Source organism: Pseudomonas sp. P42 (assembly GCF_017973755.1).
Lineage (GTDB): Bacteria > Pseudomonadota > Gammaproteobacteria > Pseudomonadales > Pseudomonadaceae > Aquipseudomonas > Aquipseudomonas iridis.
In genome coordinates, this window is record NZ_JACOPU010000007.1 from 89,773 (window position 1) to 110,893 (window position 21,121).

The following is a 21,121-nucleotide window of genomic DNA, read 5'->3' on the forward strand; positions in this document are numbered from 1 at the left end:
AAAACGCCCCGATCTGTCGACCGAGGCGTTTTCAAAGTTAAACAGTGGATGAAAACTTGTTCATCAACCGGCTCGTCTAAGCAGCCAGACACCCGCCAGCGCACAGACCCCGGCCGGTACCAGTACCGCAAACAAGGGCGAGAAACCGAACACCAGGCTCGATGGGCCGAGCAAATCCTGGACGATGCGGAAGGTGAAGCCCACCAGCACACCCGTGAACACACGCTGACCCAAGGTCACCGAACGCAACGGGCCGAAGATAAAGGAGATCGCCATCAGGACCAGCGCAGCGGTAACCAGCGGCTGCAACACCTTGACCCAAAATGCCAACCAGTAACGACCATTGCTCAGGCCCTGTTCAGCCAGATAGTGGATATAACCCCACAAACCGCTGATCGACAGCGATTCCGGCGCCATGACCACGGTGCTGAGCAATTGCGGACTCAGTGCCACATCCCAACGCTCGGTTGGCATGTTCACGACTTCAGTGCTGCGCTCATTGAACTTGGTGGTCGACACGTCGCTGAGCTGCCAGTGATTGCCGTCGAACTCGGCCTTCTTGGCAAAGCTCGAACTCAGCAGATGGCGCTCCTTGTCGAAGTGGTAGCGGGTCACGCCATACAACAGGCCGTTGGGTTGCACGGCGTTGATGTGGATGAACTCTTCACCCTGACGGTGCCACATGCCGTGCTTGGCGCTTTGCGCGTCGCCACTGCCCTGAGCCAGCGAGCGGTTGGCCTGGGCCATGCTTTCAGTGGCTGGCGCGACGTATTCGCCGATCAGCACGCCGGCCAGCATCAGCACCAGCATTGGTTTCATGACCGCCCACACGATACGGCCGATGGACACACCCGCGGCGCGCATCACGGTCAGCTCACTGCTGCTGGCCAGACTGCCGAGGCCAATCAGACAGCCGATCAACGCCGCCATCGGCAGCATTTCGTAAAGACGACGCGGTGCGGTCAGCAGCACGAAGCCCAGCACGTCAACCAAGGTGTAGGTTTCGCTGACGTCGCCCATTTCATCGATGAAGGCAAACAGTGTCGCCAGGCCGAGAATGATCGCCAGCACAGCGATGATCGCCATGAACACGCTGCTGCCGATGTAGCGGTCGAGTTTAACCACGGGCCACCTCCAGCGCAGCGGCACGACGGCTGGCCATCTTCAGGCGCAGCGGCTCCCAGTAGAGCAAGCCGAGACCGATGAACAGGAAGATCGCATGCACCCACCACAAGCCGAGCGTCGGGTGGATCTTGCCTTTTTCAAGGGCGCCGCGCGCAGCAATCAGGATGGTCAGGTAAGCCATATAAAGAAGAATCGCCGGCAGAAGCTTGAGGAAGCGCCCTTGACGCGGATTGACTCGCGACAGCGGCACCGCCATCAGGGTCACGATAAACACCAGCAACGGCAAGGACAGGCGCCATTGCAGTTCGGTCTTGGAGCGGATGTCGTCACTGCCCAGCAAGGACGACGTCGGCATGGCGTCACGGTCGGTGACTTCTTCGCTGACGTCCGGCTTGGGCAGCAGCACGCCGTAGTTCTCGTAATGAATGGCACGGTAATCAGCTTGGCCCGGGCTGCCGTCGTAGCGATAGCCGTTATCGAGGATCAGGTAGCGATTGCCGTCGGGGCGGATTTCCTGACGACCCGACTCGGCTACCAGCACGGAAATCCCGCGGTCCTTCTGATCGGCGCCGAGGTTCTTCTGCGAGATGAACACGCCACCCAGGTTGACGCGATCATCGCTCAGGGTTTCGGTGTAAGTCACCCGAGTGCCGTCGCGCAGGGCCTGGAAGCGACCAGGCTCCAGGGTGTCGAATTCGGTCAGCGCGTCCTGCTTGTTCAGCAGCAACTGGAACTGGTTGGCACCTTGCGGCGCCAGGCCCAGGCTCAGCCATGCCACGACCAGCGCAACCAGCGTCGCCGGAAACAGGGTCATGCGCAGCAGCTTCTGCTGACTCATGCCGGTGGCCGAGAGCACGGTCATTTCGCTTTCGAGGTACAGGCGACCGTAGGCCAGCAGGATCCCGAGGAACAGGCCCAGCGGCAGAATCAGTTGCAGGAAGCCCGGCAGGCGAAAGCCCATGATCAGGAACAGCGAGCCCGGATCGAGCTGACCGGCAGCGGCCTGCGCGAGGTATTTGATAAAGCGACCGCTCATGATAATGACCAGCAGCACCGCACTCACGGCACTGAGGGTCAACAGAACTTCGCGGGACAGATAACGGAAGACGATCAAACCAGACACTCCAGGGTTGTCAGGCTAAGGCGGCCAAACAAGCAAACACACCGACCGGCCCGCAACGCAGAGCCGTCGGAAAAAGATGCGGCATTATCCTGTGATTGAGGGCGCCTGTCACTGCGCACACTCATCCTCGCACGCAATACGTTGAAGATCGTGCAACCTAGGGGGCGCTCTCAATTAGTTTTCACACCGCGCCGGGTCTGCTGTTGTGCAGGGCAAGGCGCGAGAAGTGTGGATTGGTCATTCCAAATAAGCTTCGAGCAACGCAGCCCTGCACAACAGCCGGCCCGGCCCTTCGGGTTGTGCCTTAAAGCCGGCCAATCTGCGTTGCAGGCCTTGGAAAGGGAACCACCATTCCCCGCGGCCTGCGCCTTGCATGGCCTGCGTTAAGGCGACAACGCGGTGTGGAAACTAATTGAGAACGCCCCCTAGGGTTGTCAGGCGCGGGGAGCGAGGTTCAAACTGCGGCCCTTGTCGCAGGCTTTGGCCTGCGCTCTTCTATTTATAAGCAGGCGAATGCGGACACCGTCGAACGCCTGCGTGTTGACCATTCATTCAGGGATCCGGACATGGAACTGGTTGTAAAAAGCGTTAGCCCAGAAACGTTGAAAACCGCCACCCTGGTGGTTGCCGTCGGCGAAGGCCGCAAACTCGGCGCTGCTGCCAAACAGGTCGACGAACTGAGCGGTGGCGCTATCAGCGCCGTCCTCAAGCGTGGCGATCTGGCCGGCAAGGTCGGTCAGAGCCTGCTGCTGCACAGCCTGCCGAACCTCAAAGCCGAGCGCGTGTTGTTGGTCGGTGTGGGCAAAGATGAAGAACTGGGCGATCGCCCGTTCCGCAAAATCGTGGCCGGCATCCTCAACACCCTGAAAGGCCTGAATGGCAGCGATGCCGTGCTGGCGCTGGACGAAGTCATCGTCAAGGGTCGCGACAGCTACGGTAAAACCCGTCTGCTGGCCGAAACTCTGGTCGACGGCAAATACTGCTTCGATCAGTTCAAGAGCGTGAAAGCCGAACCGCGCGCCCTGAAAAAAATCACCCTGTTGACCATCAAGGCCGCACAAGCCGAAGTACAGCGCGCCGTGACCCACGCCACTGCAATCGCCAACGGCATGGCCTTCACCCGCGACCTGGGCAACCTGCCACCGAACATCTGCCACCCGACGTTCCTTGGCGAGCAAGCCAGGAATCTGGGCAAAGAGTTCAAGGATCTGAAAGTCGAAGTCCTCGACGAGAAGAAGATCAAATCCCTGGGCATGGGCTCGTTCTACGCCGTCGGCCAGGGCAGCGAACAGCCGCCGCGCCTGATCGTCATGCAATACAACGGCGGCAAGAAATCCGAAAAGCCCTACGCGCTGGTCGGTAAAGGCATCACGTTCGACACCGGCGGCATCAGCCTGAAACCGGGCGCCGGCATGGACGAAATGAAGTACGACATGGGCGGTGCTGCCAGCGTGTTCGGCACCCTGCGTGCCGTACTTGAGCTGAAATTGCCGATCAACCTGGTGTGCATCCTCGCCTGCGCCGAAAACATGCCAAGCGGCAATGCGACCCGTCCGGGCGACATCGTCACCACCATGAGCGGCCAGACCGTGGAAATCCTCAACACCGACGCCGAAGGCCGTCTGGTGCTGTGCGATGCCCTGACCTACTCCGAGCGCTTCAAGCCGCAAGCGGTGATCGACATCGCCACCCTGACCGGCGCTTGCGTGGTTGCTCTGGGTGCCCATACTTCGGGCCTGCTGGGCAACAACGACGAACTGATCGGTCAACTGCTCAGCGCCGGCCAGACTGCCGATGACCGCGCCTGGCAACTGCCGTTGTTCGACGAGTATCAGGAACAGCTGGACAGCCCGTTCGCCGACATCGCCAACATTGGCGGGCCGAAAGCCGGCACCATCACGGCTGCGTGCTTCCTGTCGCGTTTCACCAAGAACCTCAACTGGGCGCACCTGGACATCGCGGGCACCGCGTGGACCAGCGGCGGCAAGGACAAGGGCGCCACTGGCCGTCCGGTACCTCTGCTGACCCAATACCTGCTGGACCGCGCCAAAGCCTGAAACCGCTGACGAGCGGCGTCACTTTCGGGTGACGCCGCTTGCCGCTCTGGAATCGCAATGACCAAAGTCGACTTCTATATCCTGCCCAGCGCCGATCCTTCCGCGCGCCTGGACTTTGCCTGCAAGCTCACCGAAAAAGCCTGGCGCATGGGCCACCGCATCTACCTGCATTGCAGCGATGCCGCTCAGCGTGACGATCTCGATGCACGCCTGTGGGCGTTCAAGGGCGAGAGCTTCGTACCGCATGGCCCGGCCGACAGCGAACCGGACGGTTTGATTGTCCTGGGGCTGGGCGATGACTGTGGTCAGCATCAAGACTTGCTGGTCAATCTCGACCTGAAAGTCCCGGCTTTCGCCAGCAAATTCGCCCGCGTGGCGGAAGTGGTGGTAGAAGATCCGACCATTCGCGCCGCTGCGCGGGAGAGTTTTCGCTTCTACCGCGAACAGGGCTATCCTCTGCAAGATCACCGTTTACAGCGACTCTGAGCATTCCAATGGACACTCCGAAACCGCAGCAAAAGTCCGCGCACTTGCTGGATGATCTCGAATCAATCCGCCAGTTGCTCGGCGATGACAACCTGCAACCGCCACTGCTGACCGACACGGTCGATGACGGTGAGCAGGAACAGATTCCGATGCTATTCGACTCGGTCGGCAACGTACCCCCAGCCACTGAACCGCCACCGGCACCGGTTGCGCAACCTGCAGCCTCTGTCGATAAAGGCCCGGATGCCCTCCTACACCTGGACAGCGAATTGCGCGCCGCTGCGCAATTGATCATGCAAGACGTGATCGACGACTTCGCCCCGCACATCGAAACCGAAATCAAACGCCGCCTCGATGCGCGGATGGAACGGCTACTCGCCGCAGCTACGAGCGGCAAGCTTTAAGCTGCAAGCCAAAGCCAAAGCAACCGCCACTCTCTCCTTGCAGCTTGTGGCTGGTAGCTTGCAGCTGCCCCCACGGCTATACTTCCCGGCTTTTCCTGAATAAATGCCAATAGGGTCCCGCCGCGCATGGATAAGACCTACCAGCCGCACGCCATTGAAACTTCCTGGTACAACACCTGGGAGTCCGAGAACTACTTCGCCCCGCAAGGCGCGGGCGATTCCTACACCATCATGATCCCGCCGCCGAACGTCACCGGCAGCCTGCACATGGGTCACGGTTTCAACAACGCGATCATGGATGCTCTGATCCGTTTCCGCCGCATGCAGGGTCGTAACACCCTGTGGCAGCCGGGCACCGACCACGCCGGTATCGCCACGCAGATGCTGGTGGAACGTCAACTCGAAGCCAAGGGCCAGAGCCGTCACGACCTCGGCCGCGAGAAATTCCTCGAGAAAATCTGGGAATGGAAAGACGAATCCGGTGGCAACATCAGCCGTCAGATCCGTCGCCTCGGCTCGTCCGTAGACTGGAGCCGCGAGCGCTTCACCATGGACGACGGTCTCTCCGAAGCGGTTAAAGAAGCGTTCGTGCGCCTGCACGAAGACGGTCTGATCTATCGCGGCAAGCGTCTGGTCAACTGGGACACCAAGCTGCACACGGCCATTTCCGACCTCGAAGTGGAAAACCACGACGAGAAAGGTTTCCTGTGGAACCTCAAGTACCCGCTGGCTGACGGCGCGAAAACCGCTGAAGGCAACGATTTCCTGATCGTCGCGACCACCCGTCCGGAAACCATGCTCGGCGACTCCGCCGTCGCGGTAAACCCGAACGACGAGCGCTACAAAGCCCTGATCGGCAAGTTTGTCGAGCTGCCACTGGTTGGCCGTCGCATCCCGATCATCGCCGACGATTACTGCGATCCTGAATTCGGCACCGGCTGCGTGAAAATCACCCCGGCCCACGATTTCAACGACTACGAAGTCGGCAAGCGCCACAACCTGCCGCTGCTGAACATCTTCGACAAGAATGCCCATGTACTGCCCGCCTGTCAGGTGTTCAACCTCGACGGCACGCTGAACGAGAGCATCGACGGCAAGATCCCGGCTGAATACGCCGGCCTCGATCGTTTCGAAGCGCGCAAGCAGATCGTTGCCGCGTTCGACGCCGCCGGCCTGCTGGTCAGCGTCGACGACCACGGCCTGAAAGTGCCGAAAGGCGACCGCTCCGGCACCATCATCGAGCCGTGGCTGACCGACCAGTGGTACGTGTCGACCAAGCCTTTGGCCGAGCCTGCGATTGCCGCTGTCGAAGACGGCCGCATCCAGTTCGTGCCGAAACAATACGAAAACATGTATTTCTCGTGGATGCGCGACATTCAGGATTGGTGCATCAGCCGTCAGTTGTGGTGGGGCCATCGGATTCCGGCCTGGTACGACGAGTCGGGCAAGGTCTACGTCGGTCGCGATGAAGCCGAAGTGCGTGCCAAGAACAACCTTGGCCCGGACGTTGCGCTGCAACAGGACAATGACGTTCTCGACACCTGGTTCAGTTCGGGTCTCTGGACGTTCTCCACCCTCGGCTGGCCGGAAAAAACCGAGTTCCTGAAGAAATTCCACTCCACCGACGTGCTGGTCACCGGTTTCGACATCATTTTCTTCTGGGTCGCCCGGATGATCATGATGACCATGCACCTGGTGAAGAACGAAGACGGCACGCCGCAAGTGCCGTTCAAGACCGTTTACGTGCATGGTCTGGTGCGCGACGGCCAAGGCCAAAAGATGTCCAAGTCCAAGGGCAACGTCCTTGACCCGCTGGACATCATCGACGGCATCGACCTGGAAACGCTGGTGCAGAAACGCACCTCGGGCCTGATGCAGCCGAAACTGGCGAAGAAGATCGAGAAGCAGACCCGCGACGAGTTCGCCGACGGCATCGCCAGCTATGGCACCGACGCCCTGCGCTTCACCTTCTGCTCGCTGGCGTCCACCGGTCGCGACATCAAGTTCGACATGGGCCGCGTCGAAGGCTATCGCAACTTCTGCAACAAGATCTGGAACGCCGCGCGTTATGTTCTGGACAAGGGCGAAGACTGCGGTCAGAACGGCGAAGCCTACGAGCTGTCGCTGGCAGATCGCTGGATCATCTCGCAACTGCAGCGCACCGAAGCCGAAGTCACCCGTCAACTGGATCAGTTCCGTTTCGACCTCGCGGCGCAAGCGCTGTACGAGTTCATCTGGAACCAGTACTGCGACTGGTATCTGGAATTGTCCAAGCCTGTGCTGTGGGACGAAAACGCTCCGGTCGAGCGCCAGCGCGGCACTCGTCGCACGCTGGTTCGCGTACTGGAAGTGGCGCTGCGTCTGGCGCACCCGTTCATGCCGTTCATCACTGAAGAAATCTGGCAGCGCATTGCACCGCTGGCCGGTATTCAGGGCAAGACGATCATGTTGCAACCTTGGCCAGTGGCCAATGAAGAGCGCATCGATCCGGCTGCCGAGAGCGACATCGAGTGGCTCAAGGAGCTGATGCTCGGCACGCGTAACATCCGTGGCGAGATGAACATCGGCCCGGGCAAACCACTGCCGATCTACCTGAAAAACGTCAGCGCCGAAGACCAGCGCCGTTTGACCGAGAACGAAGCGCTGCTGAAGAAGCTGGCGCGTCTGGAATCGATCACCGTCCTGGCCGCTGGCGAAGAAGCACCGCTGTCCGCCACCGCACTGGTCGGCGAGATGGAAGTGCTGGTGCCGATGGCCGGCCTGATCGACAAGGCTGCTGAACTGGCGCGCCTGGACAAGGAAATCCTGCGTCTGCAGGGCGAAGTCCAGCGGGTTGGCGGCAAGCTGTCCAACGCCGGTTTCGTCGACAAGGCCCCGGCCGAAGTCATCGAGAAGGAACGCGCCAAACTGGCCGAGGCTGAACAGGCCCTGGGCAAACTGGCCGAGCAGCACGCGCGGATTGCCAGCCTGTAACGGCAAATCGCAATGAAAAAGGGAGGCCCGTAATGGCCTCCCTTTTTTATTTCTGCAATACGCCCCCTTCGGCAGCTCCTGCATGGGTTCGGCGTAGACTTCATCAATGTGGGACAATACCCGCCACTTTCAGCCATACCCGAATCGACCACGCCCATGAACGCCCCCCGTACACCTCGCCCGCCGCGCAAGAAGCCCGATTCCGCCACCTCGGCCAAAGCCGTGGAACCGCGGGAAAAGGCCAGCCTGCACCCGCGCAATCGCCATCAGGGTCGTTACGACTTCCCGGCACTGATCAAAACCACGCCGGAACTGGCGAAGTTCGTGATCACCAACCCGTACGGCAAGGAAAGCATCGACTTCGCCAGCCCCGACGCGGTGCGCGTGTTCAACCGTGCGCTGCTCAAATCGTTCTATGGCATTCAGCATTGGGACATTCCGGCAGACTACCTCTGCCCTCCGGTTCCGGGCCGTGCCGACTACGTGCACTTTCTTGCGGACCTGCTGGCGAGCATGAACGACGGCAAGGTGCCGCGCGGCGCGATCGTCAATGTGCTGGACATCGGCATGGGTGCCAACTGCGTGTATCCGCTGATCGGCAACAGTGAATACCGCTGGCACTTCCTCGGCTCGGAAATCGACCCGACGGCCGTTGCAGCGGCCAAGGCGATTGTCCAGTCGAACGACCTGAGCAAGGTCATCCAGCTGCGCCAGCAGGAGAATCGCAAACACATCCTGATCGGCTTGCTGGAGCCAGGCGAGCGTTTCGACCTGACCATGTGCAACCCGCCGTTCCATGCCTCGATGGACGAAGCGACCAAGGGCAGCGAGCGCAAATGGCGTGCACTGGGTAAAGCGGATCCGAAACGCAAGTTGCCGGTGCTGAACTTCGGCGGCCAGTCGGCAGAGCTGTGGTGCGAGGGAGGTGAAGCGCGTTTCGTGACGCAACTGATCGCCGAAAGCGCCAATTTCCAGCACAAGGTGCTGTGGTTCAGCACATTGGTGTCTAAAGCCTCCAACCTGCCGGCCATCGAAACCGCGCTAAAAAAGGCTGGCGTACTGGAAAGCCAGGTGGTGGAAATGTCTCAAGGGCAGAAACAGAGCCGTTTCGTGGCCTGGACCTTTCAGACCAAGTCCGAACAGCAGATCTGGCGTCGCGAGCGCTGGACGCGCTAAACATTGCATTGACCGACGCAGGTCAAATCTGCTCGCGAAGGCGGCGTGTCAGTCAACTTTAATATCGACTGACCCACCGCTTTCGCGAGCAGGCGCGCTCCCACATGGGATGGAGCGGCATCGCCAAATCGCAGACACAAAAAAACCGTGCCCGGATCGCTCCGGTGCACGGTTTTTTATTGCTGCGTCTTACTTGTTCACAGCGTCGGTCAGGCCTTTGGCCACAACCAGCTTGATCACTTTCTTCGCAGGGATTTCGATGGCAGCGCCAGTCGAAGGGTTACGGCCAGTGCGGGCAGGACGCTCGGTCACTTTCAGCTTGCCGATACCTGGCAGAGTGATTTCGCCGCCGTTTTCCAGCTGATCGGCAACGATTTGGCCCAGTTGGTCCAGAGCGTTACGCGCGGTGGTTTTCGGCGCGTCGATAGCTTCAGCGATGTCGGCGATCAGTTGGTCTTTAGTAAGAGCCATGTAGTGTTCCTTCCCTATCAAATTCATATGGATTGCAGAGTGCAGTGTCAGCCATCGAGCCCGATCTTCTGGATCTGGCACCCTCGGCGATAACCGCGACGAGTCGGGTTATAGATACCGAAATCAGGGTTTGGTTCGACCTGACAAATGCTGATTGCACGCTTAACGCAGTGACTTCGCGTAAGACCGGGCAAAACTAGCACAGAGACAAGGAAATATCCGCCTCTAGCTACCCATTTGGTCAGCTTTATTGCTCTAAACCGGTAAAAAACTGCATAAGGGCCGCACAGTGCCCAGGAATTGCCCTTCACCCGGCGCCAAAACCAGTGATTGCGGTACACTGGGCGCTTTTTCGGGGGAGCCTGCCCTCCTCCCATCCAACAGCCGAGAAGCCCATGCCGATCCGTCATTGCATCGTCCACCTGATCGACAAAAAACCCGACGGCACGCCCGCAGTTCTGCACGCCCGTGATTCTGAACTGGCGGAGTCGGCGGCCATCGAGAACATGCTCGCCGACCTCAACGAGAGCTACAACGCCAAACAGGGCAAAGCCTGGGGTCTGTTCCATCCGGAATCTGGCGCGTTCCCGTTCAGTGGCTGGCTGAAGGAGTACATGGAAGGTGGCAGAGACTTCACTGCGTTCAGCAAAGTGGCGGTCGAGCATCTTCAGAAGCTGATGTTCTGGCACCTAGAGAAAGTTAAATATTTGTGCTATGCCATACAGACATTTAGAAGCTCAGGCGCTTCAAAGGCTGCTTAAGGCCCCCTTAGCTCTACCTGAGACCACGATAGGCGCCAATGTTGGGGGCCATCCATGGAACTTATTCGGGCTACTGACGATTTTGTGATCGCCGGGCAACCCCATCCAGGGTTTCCTATTCTGCTTTGGAACTCGATGGAGAGCTGCGCCCCCGCTAATCAGTTCTTCCGTCACTACCTGCTTCGTGCAGCCATTGGTTCCAAGCGATCCTGGCCAAGTACCGGACGCGCACTGTACGACTTCTTCAGCTTTCTTGAAGCCCATGACATTGGCTGGGTTGACGTAGAGCGTGGCGAGGCAAAAAGCCTTGTGGCGGCCTATCGAGACTATTGCTTAACGACATGCAAGCTGGCACCGAACAGCACTCGCCAGCGCTTGACTTACATCTGCAAGTTCTATGAATACGCTCTGAAGGAGGGTTGGGTGAAACGCCTTCCCTTTGCGTACGAAGAGCGCATTGTACGAAGTCAAGAAACCTTCCTTGAACATGTCGGCTCCAACGGTGGCAAGACCATGGCAAACGACGTGATGCCGCGTAGCTACAAGGCCCTGCCCAAGTTTTTGAGCATGCATGAAATCAAGTCGCTCTTGGCCGCTGCGGAAAATCCCCATCATCGAATGATGATACGCCTCGCGTTGCACTCGGGCCTACGCCGCGAGGAACTCGCAGCCTTCCCACTGGCCTATGTTTTCGATCCAGAAAAGGTGCAAGGAACCGAGCGTAACCTGCGCATTTGTCTCGATCCCTTTGACGGAAGTGGCATGGTGACGAAAGGCAGCAAGCCGCGAACGATTTATCTGAGCCGCACGTTCATGGCCGAACTCTACCGCTACGTGATGAAGGTCCGTGGCGAGCGCGTTTCACCGAGCAAGTCTCCTCAAAAAGCGCTATTTCTCAATCAATTCGGAGAGCCTTACGCCGAGGACGGCAAGAGCCTTAACCGGATCATCAACGAAACCGGTAAGCGGGTTGGCATTAGGGTCCATACACATATCCTCAGACACACCTACGCTACGCACACGCTGGTCAGCCTGCAGCGCAACCCCGCGAACGGGCTTGATCCTCTTGTATTCCTACAGCGACAACTTGGTCACAGCTCGATTCAGACGACTATGGTGTACCTGCATCTGATCAACGAAATGGCCGACGAAGCCGTACTGGCCTATGACGAGGAGTTGAACACACTGGCAGGGACAGCCTGATGCGTAAGCGCAAGGTATTTGTGAGGGCCGACCTCAGCGTTCCCCAAGTCGAACACCGCCACGACTCGGCCGGCAATGTGGTCATCCCTCCCCAGGCTATCCCTGCGAGTAACACTATCGTCGAGTTTGGACGGAATACGTCCAAGAGCCGTTCCTTCGACTTTGCTCGCTGGTACGGCGTCGGTATTGATTCCATCGCCTACGCATGTCAGCGCCAAATCGAACGCTTCCTAGCCGGCCAAGATGGCACAATCGCCACCACTACCGTGGCCGGCTACTGCGTAAATGGACTGCGCAATTTCCTCGACTGTTGCATGCTCCGGGCAGCCGCTTTTGGCCGTGAATTACTGCTGAGCGACATAAACCGAGACTTGATCGACGGTTACCTGGGTCATCTGGCGGGGCTAGGCGTCGCAACAACGTCTCAAAAGACCCTTTACACGCAAACTAAGCCGGTTCTAACTGCATTGGGGCGGCGTGGGCTGATCGCTCTGATCGCCTCAGGCGATATGGCCACCTTCCCAAGCACACCCTTCCCGAATAGTAACCACAAGTTCAAGAGCGAGAACGCATTATCCAACAGAGAGCGACAAGCGTTCAGTGTGGCATTACGGCAAGCCATCAAGCCGATATGGACAGACGGCGTGTCTGTAACCGGCGAGCTGCTGGCATTCGCACTGTTGGTTGTGGCGCTGCACACCGGGCGTAATAACACGCCACTCTTGGAAATGCACCGTAACTGCCTACGTCCGCACCCGAAAGATGACAGGGTGTTCTTGGTTCTGTGGAAACGGCGAGGATACAACACTAGCAAGGTGGCCCTGCGCGCCGATTCGGACGTCGAACGCGTCCTTGAATCCACGCCGAGCGTAACCACCAGCGTGGAACGCCTGATTCGTCGTGTGATGGTCCTGACTGAACCTCTGGATGCGGAGGCTCCAACTGGACTCGAAGGCCGCGTATGGCTTTATCGTCCTCGCGCCTCGAAAAATTTCGGCAACGTCACCGCATTGGACTCAGCAGATGTGGCAAACGCGGCAACTCGACTTGTAGATAGATTTAACCTGACCGACAGCGATGGAAAGCCGTTACGCATAAACATCTCACGACTGCGCAAGACATTCGCCAACGCTATCTTCGAGCTGTCCGGCGGAAACGTCGCAATCGCCGCCGCAGCACTCGGCAACACCCTACAGATCACCGACCAACACTATTTAGCGCCAAGTGATGAGGCCCGTCGCAACTGGCAGTTCATGGGTGAAGTATTGGTACAGGAGTTATTGACTCGAACCATTGGCACAACCTATCGAGATACTCCCATGGGACGCTGCGCCGACCCGGAAAACGGCCAGTACGCTCCTAAGCGAAAGGGTGCGACTTGTATGAACTTCATCAACTGTCTGCGCTGTGAGCACTACGCGGTGACCACCGAAGATTTGTACAAACTGTTCAGTTTCTATTTTCGGGTATTGAGCGAACGCTCTCGCATGAATAAACGGCTCTGGACGCGGGAATACGCACACATTCCCCGCTTAATCGATCACTACATTGTTGACGAAGGGCTGCGGCGCGGTACTTTCAAAGCCGCAGCGGTAGAGGCCGCACGTGAGCGTGCTCGCACCCAGCCACATCCGTTCTGGTCGATTGATCTGATCCAAAGCCTGGAGGTATTTGCATGAGTGCCAACCTACCAGCAGTAATGCCTTGGAACACCCTTACAGCCCAACCTAGCGATGTGCGTGGACTCCTTGAACGCGACACCTTGATCACTAACGCCACCCAAGTCGACGGGCAGTGGATTATCCTCAGCCGCTATGGCGACGATATCTGGCTGCTCGACGGTTTCACCACCAACGTGTCGGTCAGCCGGAAACGACTGGACTTTAACCTCGTCCCAATAGCGTTTCGAGCGGTTATGAAAGCAATGATGTATCGCTACCTACGACGTGGGCGGCGAGGAGGCACGCGGCCTAAAGGCAGCTCAATGACGGCCCTTTTCCATTCTACGATGCCATTTTTACGTCATCTGGAGGTGCTTAATTTCAGTCATATCGGTGCGGTGACCCCCATGGTCTGCGCAGCATATGTGAATACCTGCAGGGCGTACCGACATATCAGCCGATACCATGGTAAGCCACTGTCGCAACGTGGACTGGAGGGCCGCCTGAAGGCCGTCGAAGCGCTCTATGAGCTTAGTCAGTACACAGACGATCGAATGCCCAAGCATCCTTGGCCCGAGACTTCCGCGAAGGCATTGGCGGGGCTTACTGCTCTTGGTACCCAAGGCAGCAAAACACCCCTTATTCCCGATGATGTGTTCTGTACCCTATTCGAGCGAGCCCACCAGCAGGTTGAGCGCGGTCAACAATTACTTGACCTTCGCGATGCTATCGATGCCCTGACGGGGCAGCTAAAGTGGCAACCATACACAACAGTCAATGCTGCAAAGAACCGACACCTGGAAGCCTTGGCTTGGAAGGGTGGCTTGAAGGCACTCAACAAATCACTCATTGATCTGCGTACGTCCTGTTATATCGTTATGGGCAGCACCTCCGGTTGCCGCAACCACGAGTTGGCGAACGTACAGTCGGGCTCGCACTTGCGGACCCGAGACAATCAGGGCACGGTCTATCACTGGATGCGCTCACGCTCGGACAAGACCGATGCGGGCATCCATCAATGGATGATCCCTGAGGCGGCCGTACGCGCACTGCGTCTGATGGAGCGCTGGGCCCTGCCGTATCAGGCTAAGATCACCGCCGAACTCCTGAAGCGACGCCGGTCCAATCCACATGACCCGCAGATCGTCGAGGCAAACAAGCACCGCCATGCTCTCTTCCTCGGCGTGTCTCCGGGACGCGACCAAGTACGCACAATGTGCAACGCTAGTTGGAACCTTTGCCTGAAGGCATTCAGCAAGGAATGTGGACTGAGCTGGAACCTCTCTACCCACCAGTTCCGCCGCAAGTTCGCCAACTATGCCGCGCATAGCCGCTTCGGCGACTTGCGCTATCTCAAGGAACATTACGCGCATTGGACGCTGGACATGACCTTAGGCTACGCCATGGACGACCGTTGGGGGCAGCATTTGGATCTTGATCTATATATCGATATTCAGGACGAGTTAGATGATATCAAGCTCGGCGTGGTCGATAACTGGTTCAGCGAGGCATCTCTGGCCGGGGGCTACGGTCGCTCCCTCAAGCAGTGGCAGCGAGAGCCGCAGAACTTACTGATTTTCAAGGATCATGCCTCAATGTTGAAGTCCATTGCTGAGAGCACTGCAATTCGTAGTAATGGACACGCTTGGTGCACGGCGGACAATGACGGATGCATCGGCAATATCCTTGATCGCACACGATGCGGCAACTGCAATAACGCCGTGATCGAGAGTAAACATACGGCGATCTACCAGCGGCTCTATGAGGAGTTGAAAGGTCTGCTGCAGTGCCCAGACATTGGCGACGGCGGCCGCCAACGCGTTGAGCGCGACCTGACTCGATGCCACAGCGTACTAACGCAGCTGGGAATGCCTCCGGAGACTCCACTCGCATGAAGCCCACGAAAAAAACAGCCCACTACAAACCGGCTGAGGATCGCGAAAAGGATCTGCGTCTCGCCCTTTATCGTATCCAGAAAGGGCGCTCTCATTCCGGAGAAACCAAGATTACTATCGCCGCCGTCGCCCGCGAGGCAGGCGTATCGACAGCGCTAATTCACAACTACTACCCCAAAATTGCTGAGACTATCCGCGAAGCTCAGGGGCGTTCCAGTCGCACCATGCGTGATGTGAAGCATCATGACTTGATTGCTGAGCGCAAGAAATCCGCAGCCTGCCGATATGAGATAGAGGAACTGCGGGCCAAAATCGCCAGTCTCGCGTCCCTCAACGAAATGCTATTGGAAGAGAACCGTGTGCTCAAAGCCAAGGTGAGCGACCGCAAGGTAACGGATCTGGGTTCAGCGGCGTTTTAACTGATCAATGAGTTGAGTTGGCAAGCCTTTAATGATCAAGGTACCGGCGGCTTCGTCGTATTCGATCTTTTCGCCCAGTAAGTGCGCCTCGAAGCTGATCGACAGCCCTTCGGCGCGCCCGGTGAAGCGGCGAAACTGGTTCAGGGTGCGTTTGTCGGCCGGAATCTCTGGCGACAAACCATAGTCACTGTTTCGGATGTGATCGTAGAACGCCTTTGGGCGGTCCTCGTCGATCAGGCTAGAGAGCTCTTCGAGAGTCACCGGCTCGCCAAGCTTGGTCTGCGTGGTGGCGTAATTGACCAGGGTCTGGGTCTTCTCCCGCGCGGACTCCTCTGGAAGGTCCTCTTTTTCGACGTAGTCACTGAAGGCCTTCAGCAGAGTACGGGTCTCGCCCGGGCCGTCGACTCCCTCCTGACAACCGATGAAGTCGCGGAAGTACTCTGAGACCTTCTTGCCGTTCTTGCCCTTGATGAACGAGATGTACTGCTTGGAGTTCTGGTTGTTCTTCCACTCCGACAGGTTGATCCGCGCCGCGAGGTGCAACTGGCCGAGGTCCAGGTGGCGCGACGGGGTCACGTCCAGTTCGGCGTTCACCGCCACGCCTTCGCTGTGGTGCAGCAGGGCGATGGCGAGATATTCGGTCATGCCTTGCTGGTAGTGGGCGAACAGCACATGGCCGCCGGTGGAGAGGTTGGATGCCTCCATGAGCGTCTGCAAATGCTTTATGGCCACGCGACTGAAGCTAGTGAAATCCTGACTACCGTCGAAATACTCTTTCAACCAGCCGCTGAACGGGTAAGCGCCGGACTCGGCATGGAAGAACCCCCAGGCCTTGCCTTGTTTGGCGTTGTAGCTGTCGTTGAGGTCAGCCAGCAGGTTCTCGATGGCGGCCGACTCGGCAAGCTCGGAGTCGCGGGCGTGGAGAACTGCTGGTGTGCCGTCAGGTTTTTTGTCGATCAGATGAACAATGCAATGACGGATAGGCATCAGAGCGTTTCCTGTATGGGGAGTTATCAAGAAAATCTGCACGGAGTAGACCGACGGAAGCGTTGCTTTTAGCGCGGTATTCACCGGCAGTGCAAGACGCGTTACGCCAACTATCATGGGGCAAGATCGGTAACTTTACTGTAACAGCGGACATCCTGCCGAGGATGACCCTCATGATGTGAGGGGCACTCAGGACCTGCGGAAAATTAAGCTCCACATCAAAGCTCAGCGCCGGCTTAGTACCATTGGCCTGCGGCGTCATGGCGCTGCATATCGTCAGGCGCCAAGACTGGCATCTGCAACTGATAGCGACGCGATCCATTCCTGCGCTATTCTGAACAGCCTCCTAATGGCCAAGTGCCCATCGCCGCTTCAAGGAATGAACCTCGTGCGTATTGAGTCTGTAAGCTTGTCTGGATTCCGCTGCTTTGGCCCGAATCCCATCACCGTAGATGTTTCGGCAGAAATCACGACCATTGTAGGTCCGAACGCAGCAGGAAAAACCGCACTCTTGCACGCCATGCTGAAGTTGTTTGGGGTGACTCGAGCACAGCGCACAATTCTAAGGTCAGATTTCCACTTAGGGCCTGATGATGACCCTGAGAATCGTGATTCCAAGTACCTCTTCATTGAGGTTTCGATCGCTTTTCCAGAATTAAAAAATGGCACCGCAACCGCAGAAACGATCGCACCGTCGTTTAAGCATATGCTGATTGATCGCGCAGAAAAGCCGCCTATATGTCGTATGCGCCTAGAAGCGCAGTGGGATGACGACGGGACGGTTGAGGGCGAGGTCTCACAAGAGCTCTTCTGGGTCGATACGCTCGATGAACAACCGGAAAATGACAAACGCCACCCCGTCGCGGTAGCAGACCGTGGTCTGATCCAGCTTTACTACACGCCGGCCAGTCGTGATGCGGCCGCGCAGACCAGAGCGACTACCGGTGCATTAGCTGCTCGTTTGTTACGTGCGATTGAATGGTCATCCGATACGGAGGATGCAGTTCAGGAAGCCACAGAAAACCTAACGGCTGCTTTCGAAGATGAATCTGCAATCGCCGCTATAACTAAAGCGCTTCAAACTCGATGGTCTGATCTTCACGATGAAGTTGTTGATACGAATCCTAGGCTTAGCCTAGTGAGCCGTCGCTTTGAGGACGTCGTCAACAAGATCGCTGTAGTGTTTGAACAAGGAGCCGATGGGCGTGAGCGCGGGATTGAGGCCCTCAGTGACGGTCAGCAATCACTCTTCTATTTCGCGCTGGCAGCAGCTGTATTTGACTTGGAGCGAGAGGTCGTCGCTGGTTCAGTTGAGGGCTTCCGTGACAATGCATTGCGTATTCCCGCACTCTCTATTTTCGCATTGGAGGAACCTGAAAACCACCTTTCTCCCTATTTCTTAGCGCGCATCATTCGTCAGGTCCGATCTTTAACCGACCAAAGCCGCGCGCAGGCCATCATCACCAGCCACTCACCAGCAGTGCTCAGTCGTGTGAACCCGCGTGAGGTGCGTTACTGCCGATGTGAGCCTAAGACACGGGTCTCGACTGTCAAAAAGATTAGATTTCCAGTCAACGAGGTAGATGCGAGCAAATTTGTTCGGGGAGCCATGCTGGCGTATCCGGAGCTCTATTTCGCTCGATTTGTACTGCTTGTTGAGGGAGATTCTGAAAGGATCGTTCTGCCAATTCTGGCCGAAGCGCTCGATTTGCTGATTGATCCGGCCTTCGTTGCCATCGTCCCCTTGGGAGGGCGCCATGTGCAGTATTTCTGGCGTTTGCTAAAACACCTGGGTATCCCTCATGCCACCTTGCTCGATCTAGACCTTGGCCGTGATGGCGGAGGGTTTGGTCGGATTAAAACCGCCATTCAAAAGCTAATTGAGTTTGACGTGCCAAAAACCGCAGTACTTAAGATCGATAAAGGCATTTTGAGTGATACAGATCTTGAAAAAATGCACGAGTGGTCAACTACTGGTGATCACGCAAACCTCCAGGCATGGATTAGCAACAACTTGCGGCCGCATGGTGTGTTTTTCTCTGCGCCTTTGGACCTCGACCTAGCCATGCTTCAGGCATTCCCTGACGCGTATGCGGGAATCATTCCAAAAGGAGGCGGACCGCGCATGGCTGAGGAAAAGGCCGCCGATGCTGTACTAGGCACCGCAGGTCCGGGACTCGGCGCTTACACTGGTCCGTTCGAAGTGTATAAAGCGCTGTTACCGGCTTACCGATACCACTTTCTCACCAATAGTAAGCCGGCCACCCATTTGGCAGCACTATCGCGGGTAAAGCAGAAGGACCTACGTGAAAAAATGCCGGCAGTTCTAGCTGAGGTGCTCAAGCACATAGAAGCTTCATTGAGGCGCGACTAGTTATGGCCGTTTCGTCACTTCGAGTTCGACCAGAAGATTGGACGCCGATTGGGGTAAAATCTCTTGAAGCCAATGCTCTTAAAGTCGTCAGAGCGGGCATAAATCAATCCGTCATAGCTGGCCCAGGGGCAGGTAAAACCGAGCTACTGGCACAGCGTGCTGCCTTTTTACTCCAGACGGAGGCCGCACCAACGCCCCGGCGGATCCTCGCGATTAGTTTTAAACGCGACGCAGCCTCCAATCTAGCTGCTCGCGTCCGTAAACGTTGCCATAGCAGTCACGCCAGCCGATTCGACTCTATGACTTTTGACGCATTTGCAAAAGGGCTTCTGGACCGCTTCGGCCAAGCGTTACCCGAATTCTGGCGGCCACGCCCAGGTTACGAGATAACTACATACTACGAGAGAGATTATAGAAATTTTCTAGATCTAATTGCGGGATCACCTCCAGGGGATATAGGTACGAAAGCCTCTCTGCGCGCGATTGGGGCGAAGTCGTTCGAGCGAAAGCACCTGCTGGGAGCTCCCCTACCCGTTGCGGCTTGGCCTAAGCCCGACGTCGCTCAATGGGCGATGGCGCGTTTTTGGCACTATTCACTACACGAAGGCAAGAAGAGTGTATTGACGTTCCCTATGATCGGCCGACTAGTAGAGCTCCTACTTCGAATCAACCCTATGGTGCGGGAGGCACTGCGACTCACGTATTCGCACTTATTCATGGATGAATTTCAAGACACAACTCAGGTTCAATACGATCTTGTGCATACAATTTTCTGTGGCACTGACACAGTCGTTACTGCTGTAGGTGACAACAAGCAGCAGATCATGCGCTGGGCATTGGCCATGGATGATCCCTTCTCCGAGTTTGACGCAGATTTTGGGGGACTTCGAACGACACTCTTCAACAACTATCGATCATCCCCTGACTTGGTTCGTATCCAGCACGTGCTAGCTCAGGCATTAGATTCAGGCGCGATGGAGCCGATATCCCAAACCGAAGGTACGATTGATGGGGAGAGCTGCGTAATCCTCGACTTTCGAAGCCCAAAAAATGAAGCGCGACATCTGGCTAAAACTATTTCAGCGGCCATTGCTGACAAGAAACTGCTCCCTCGCGATTTTGTCGTACTCGTTCGGCAGAAGGCCGGGGACTACGCAGATGTATTGAGACCAGCTTTTGAAGCTGAAGGCCTTTCACTAAGAAATGAGGCTGGAACTGCTGGACAAATCATGTTGCAGGAGTTGATGACCGAGGATCTGTCTAAGCACTTAGTTTCGCTTCTCCGTCTCGCAATGAACCCGCGCGCTGGACGCCACTGGTCTAACTGCCAGACATGGCTCGCTTTATTGCGCGGCGTGGCAGCCGATGAACCTGGCGCTCAGCAAAAACTAGCGACTGACTTGGACGCGTTCGCAAGAGCCCTCAGCGCGAACTACCCCACCCCTCCAGGCGATGAAGCTACATCAAGGTCATTGGTGACCGAGGTGCTGAACTTCTTAGGCCGTGAGCGTCTTAGCAGCTCCTATCCTAGCTATGCACACGGGGACTGGCTAGACACGGTTATAGATTCTGCAGTGAAACATTTATTAGATTGCTCTTTAAACAGTATCGACTGGTGCGCCACCCTAGATGCCTATGAAGGTCTCCACGCCGTACCACTTATGACCATTCACAAAAGTAAGGGGCTTGAATACCACACGGTCATATTCGTGGGCTTGGACGATGGTGCGTGGTGGAGCTTCTCTAATGATCAGATCGAAGCTACAGCAGGCTTTTTTGTCGCATTTACCAGAGCCAAGCAACGAGTCATCTTCACATACTGCAAGGATCGCGGTACTAGAACTAAAATCGCAACGCTTTACAATCTCCTAGAGCTAGCTGGAGTACGGATAACCTCTGTTTACTAGGCGTTAGTAGCAACGAAGTGGCGAAAGTGCGTTAGTCATAGCTAACGCACTGAATTATTATGGCAGGCCAAGAAATCACACCACAGATCAGGAGGCCTG

15 protein-coding genes and 1 pseudogene are annotated in these 21,121 nt (G+C 57.1%); 12 read left to right on the forward strand and 4 right to left on the reverse strand.

What is annotated here, in order from left to right; all coding sequences use genetic code 11:
- Nucleotides 1–63 precede the first annotated feature (63 nt).
- Together lptG and lptF are read right to left on the reverse strand one after the other, a co-directional pair.
- The gene (lptG, locus tag H8B20_RS22545; RefSeq protein WP_210624685.1) at nt 64–1,125 is read right to left on the reverse strand and encodes an LPS export ABC transporter permease LptG; all 1,062 of its coding nucleotides are present in this window, start codon (nt 1,123–1,125) and stop codon (nt 64–66) included.
- Complete coding sequence (gene lptF, locus H8B20_RS22550; RefSeq protein ID WP_042557784.1) at nt 1,118–2,239, reverse strand: LPS export ABC transporter permease LptF; 1,122 nt, start codon at nt 2,237–2,239, stop codon at nt 1,118–1,120. The genes lptG and lptF overlap by 8 nt, the downstream gene beginning before the upstream one ends.
- A gap of 575 nt (nt 2,240–2,814) precedes the next feature.
- On the opposite strand from lptF, the gene H8B20_RS22555 reads away from it, so the two are divergent.
- The 5 genes from H8B20_RS22555 to rlmF all read left to right on the forward strand — a co-directional run bounded on the left by H8B20_RS22555 (nt 2,815) and on the right by rlmF (nt 9,344).
- Nucleotides 2,815–4,305, forward strand: a complete 1,491-nt coding sequence (locus H8B20_RS22555; RefSeq protein ID WP_210624686.1) for a leucyl aminopeptidase — start codon at nt 2,815–2,817, stop codon at nt 4,303–4,305.
- Nucleotides 4,306–4,362: 57 nt separating this feature from the next.
- Nucleotides 4,363–4,791 (forward strand): DNA polymerase III subunit chi, encoded by a 429-nt coding sequence (locus H8B20_RS22560; RefSeq protein WP_115146341.1) that lies wholly within the window; start codon nt 4,363–4,365, stop codon nt 4,789–4,791.
- Nucleotides 4,792–4,799: 8 nt separating this feature from the next.
- Nucleotides 4,800–5,195: a hypothetical protein gene (locus H8B20_RS22565; RefSeq protein ID WP_047299840.1), complete on the forward strand. Its 396-nt coding sequence runs from the start codon at nt 4,800–4,802 to the stop codon at nt 5,193–5,195.
- A 126-nt stretch (nt 5,196–5,321) separates the two neighbouring features.
- The gene (locus tag H8B20_RS22570) at nt 5,322–8,168 is read left to right on the forward strand and encodes a valine--tRNA ligase (RefSeq protein WP_042557780.1); all 2,847 of its coding nucleotides are present in this window, start codon (nt 5,322–5,324) and stop codon (nt 8,166–8,168) included.
- Between the two features lie 156 nt (nt 8,169–8,324).
- Nucleotides 8,325–9,344, forward strand: coding sequence for a 23S rRNA (adenine(1618)-N(6))-methyltransferase RlmF (gene rlmF / locus H8B20_RS22575; RefSeq protein ID WP_150594940.1), 1,020 nt, complete (start codon nt 8,325–8,327; stop codon nt 9,342–9,344).
- Nucleotides 9,345–9,533: 189 nt separating this feature from the next.
- On the opposite strand, the gene H8B20_RS22580 is transcribed toward rlmF, so the two are convergent.
- Entirely contained in the window at nt 9,534–9,815 is a 282-nt protein-coding gene (locus tag H8B20_RS22580) for an HU family DNA-binding protein (RefSeq protein ID WP_003221909.1), read from the reverse strand.
- Nucleotides 9,816–10,210: 395 nt separating this feature from the next.
- On the opposite strand from H8B20_RS22580, the pseudogene H8B20_RS22585 reads away from it, so the two are divergent.
- The 5 genes and pseudogenes from H8B20_RS22585 to H8B20_RS22605 all read left to right on the forward strand — a co-directional run.
- Nucleotides 10,211–10,495, forward strand: a pseudogene (locus H8B20_RS22585) (nucleoid-associated protein); the annotation flags it as partial.
- A 135-nt stretch (nt 10,496–10,630) separates the two neighbouring features.
- On the forward strand, nt 10,631–11,779 hold the full coding sequence (locus H8B20_RS22590) for a tyrosine-type recombinase/integrase (protein WP_122686233.1): 1,149 nt from the start codon (nt 10,631–10,633) through the stop codon (nt 11,777–11,779).
- The gene (locus H8B20_RS22595) at nt 11,779–13,458 is read left to right on the forward strand and encodes a hypothetical protein (protein ID WP_210624688.1); all 1,680 of its coding nucleotides are present in this window, start codon (nt 11,779–11,781) and stop codon (nt 13,456–13,458) included. The genes H8B20_RS22590 and H8B20_RS22595 overlap by 1 nt, the downstream gene beginning before the upstream one ends.
- Nucleotides 13,455–15,335 (forward strand): site-specific integrase, encoded by a 1,881-nt coding sequence (locus tag H8B20_RS22600; RefSeq protein ID WP_122686229.1) that lies wholly within the window; start codon nt 13,455–13,457, stop codon nt 15,333–15,335. Before H8B20_RS22595 ends, H8B20_RS22600 begins: the two co-directional genes overlap by 4 nt.
- Nucleotides 15,332–15,754: a coiled-coil domain-containing protein gene (locus H8B20_RS22605; RefSeq protein WP_122686227.1), complete on the forward strand. Its 423-nt coding sequence runs from the start codon at nt 15,332–15,334 to the stop codon at nt 15,752–15,754. Before H8B20_RS22600 ends, H8B20_RS22605 begins: the two co-directional genes overlap by 4 nt.
- Here the strand turns inward: H8B20_RS22605 and yejK are convergent.
- Nucleotides 15,740–16,741 carry a nucleoid-associated protein YejK gene (yejK, locus tag H8B20_RS22610; protein ID WP_169904302.1) on the reverse strand — a complete coding sequence of 334 codons (1,002 nt, stop codon included), beginning with the start codon at nt 16,739–16,741 and terminating at the stop codon, nt 15,740–15,742. The two genes, H8B20_RS22605 and yejK, sit on opposite strands and share 15 nt — an antisense overlap.
- 379 nt (nt 16,742–17,120) lie before the next feature.
- On the opposite strand from yejK, the gene H8B20_RS22615 reads away from it, so the two are divergent.
- Both H8B20_RS22615 and H8B20_RS22620 read left to right on the forward strand, forming a co-directional pair.
- On the forward strand, nt 17,121–19,115 hold the full coding sequence (locus H8B20_RS22615) for an ATP-dependent nuclease (protein WP_215729443.1): 1,995 nt from the start codon (nt 17,121–17,123) through the stop codon (nt 19,113–19,115).
- A gap of 2 nt (nt 19,116–19,117) precedes the next feature.
- Nucleotides 19,118–21,022 (forward strand): UvrD-helicase domain-containing protein, encoded by a 1,905-nt coding sequence (locus tag H8B20_RS22620; protein WP_122686222.1) that lies wholly within the window; start codon nt 19,118–19,120, stop codon nt 21,020–21,022.
- The last annotated feature ends 99 nt before the right edge of the window (nt 21,023–21,121 follow it).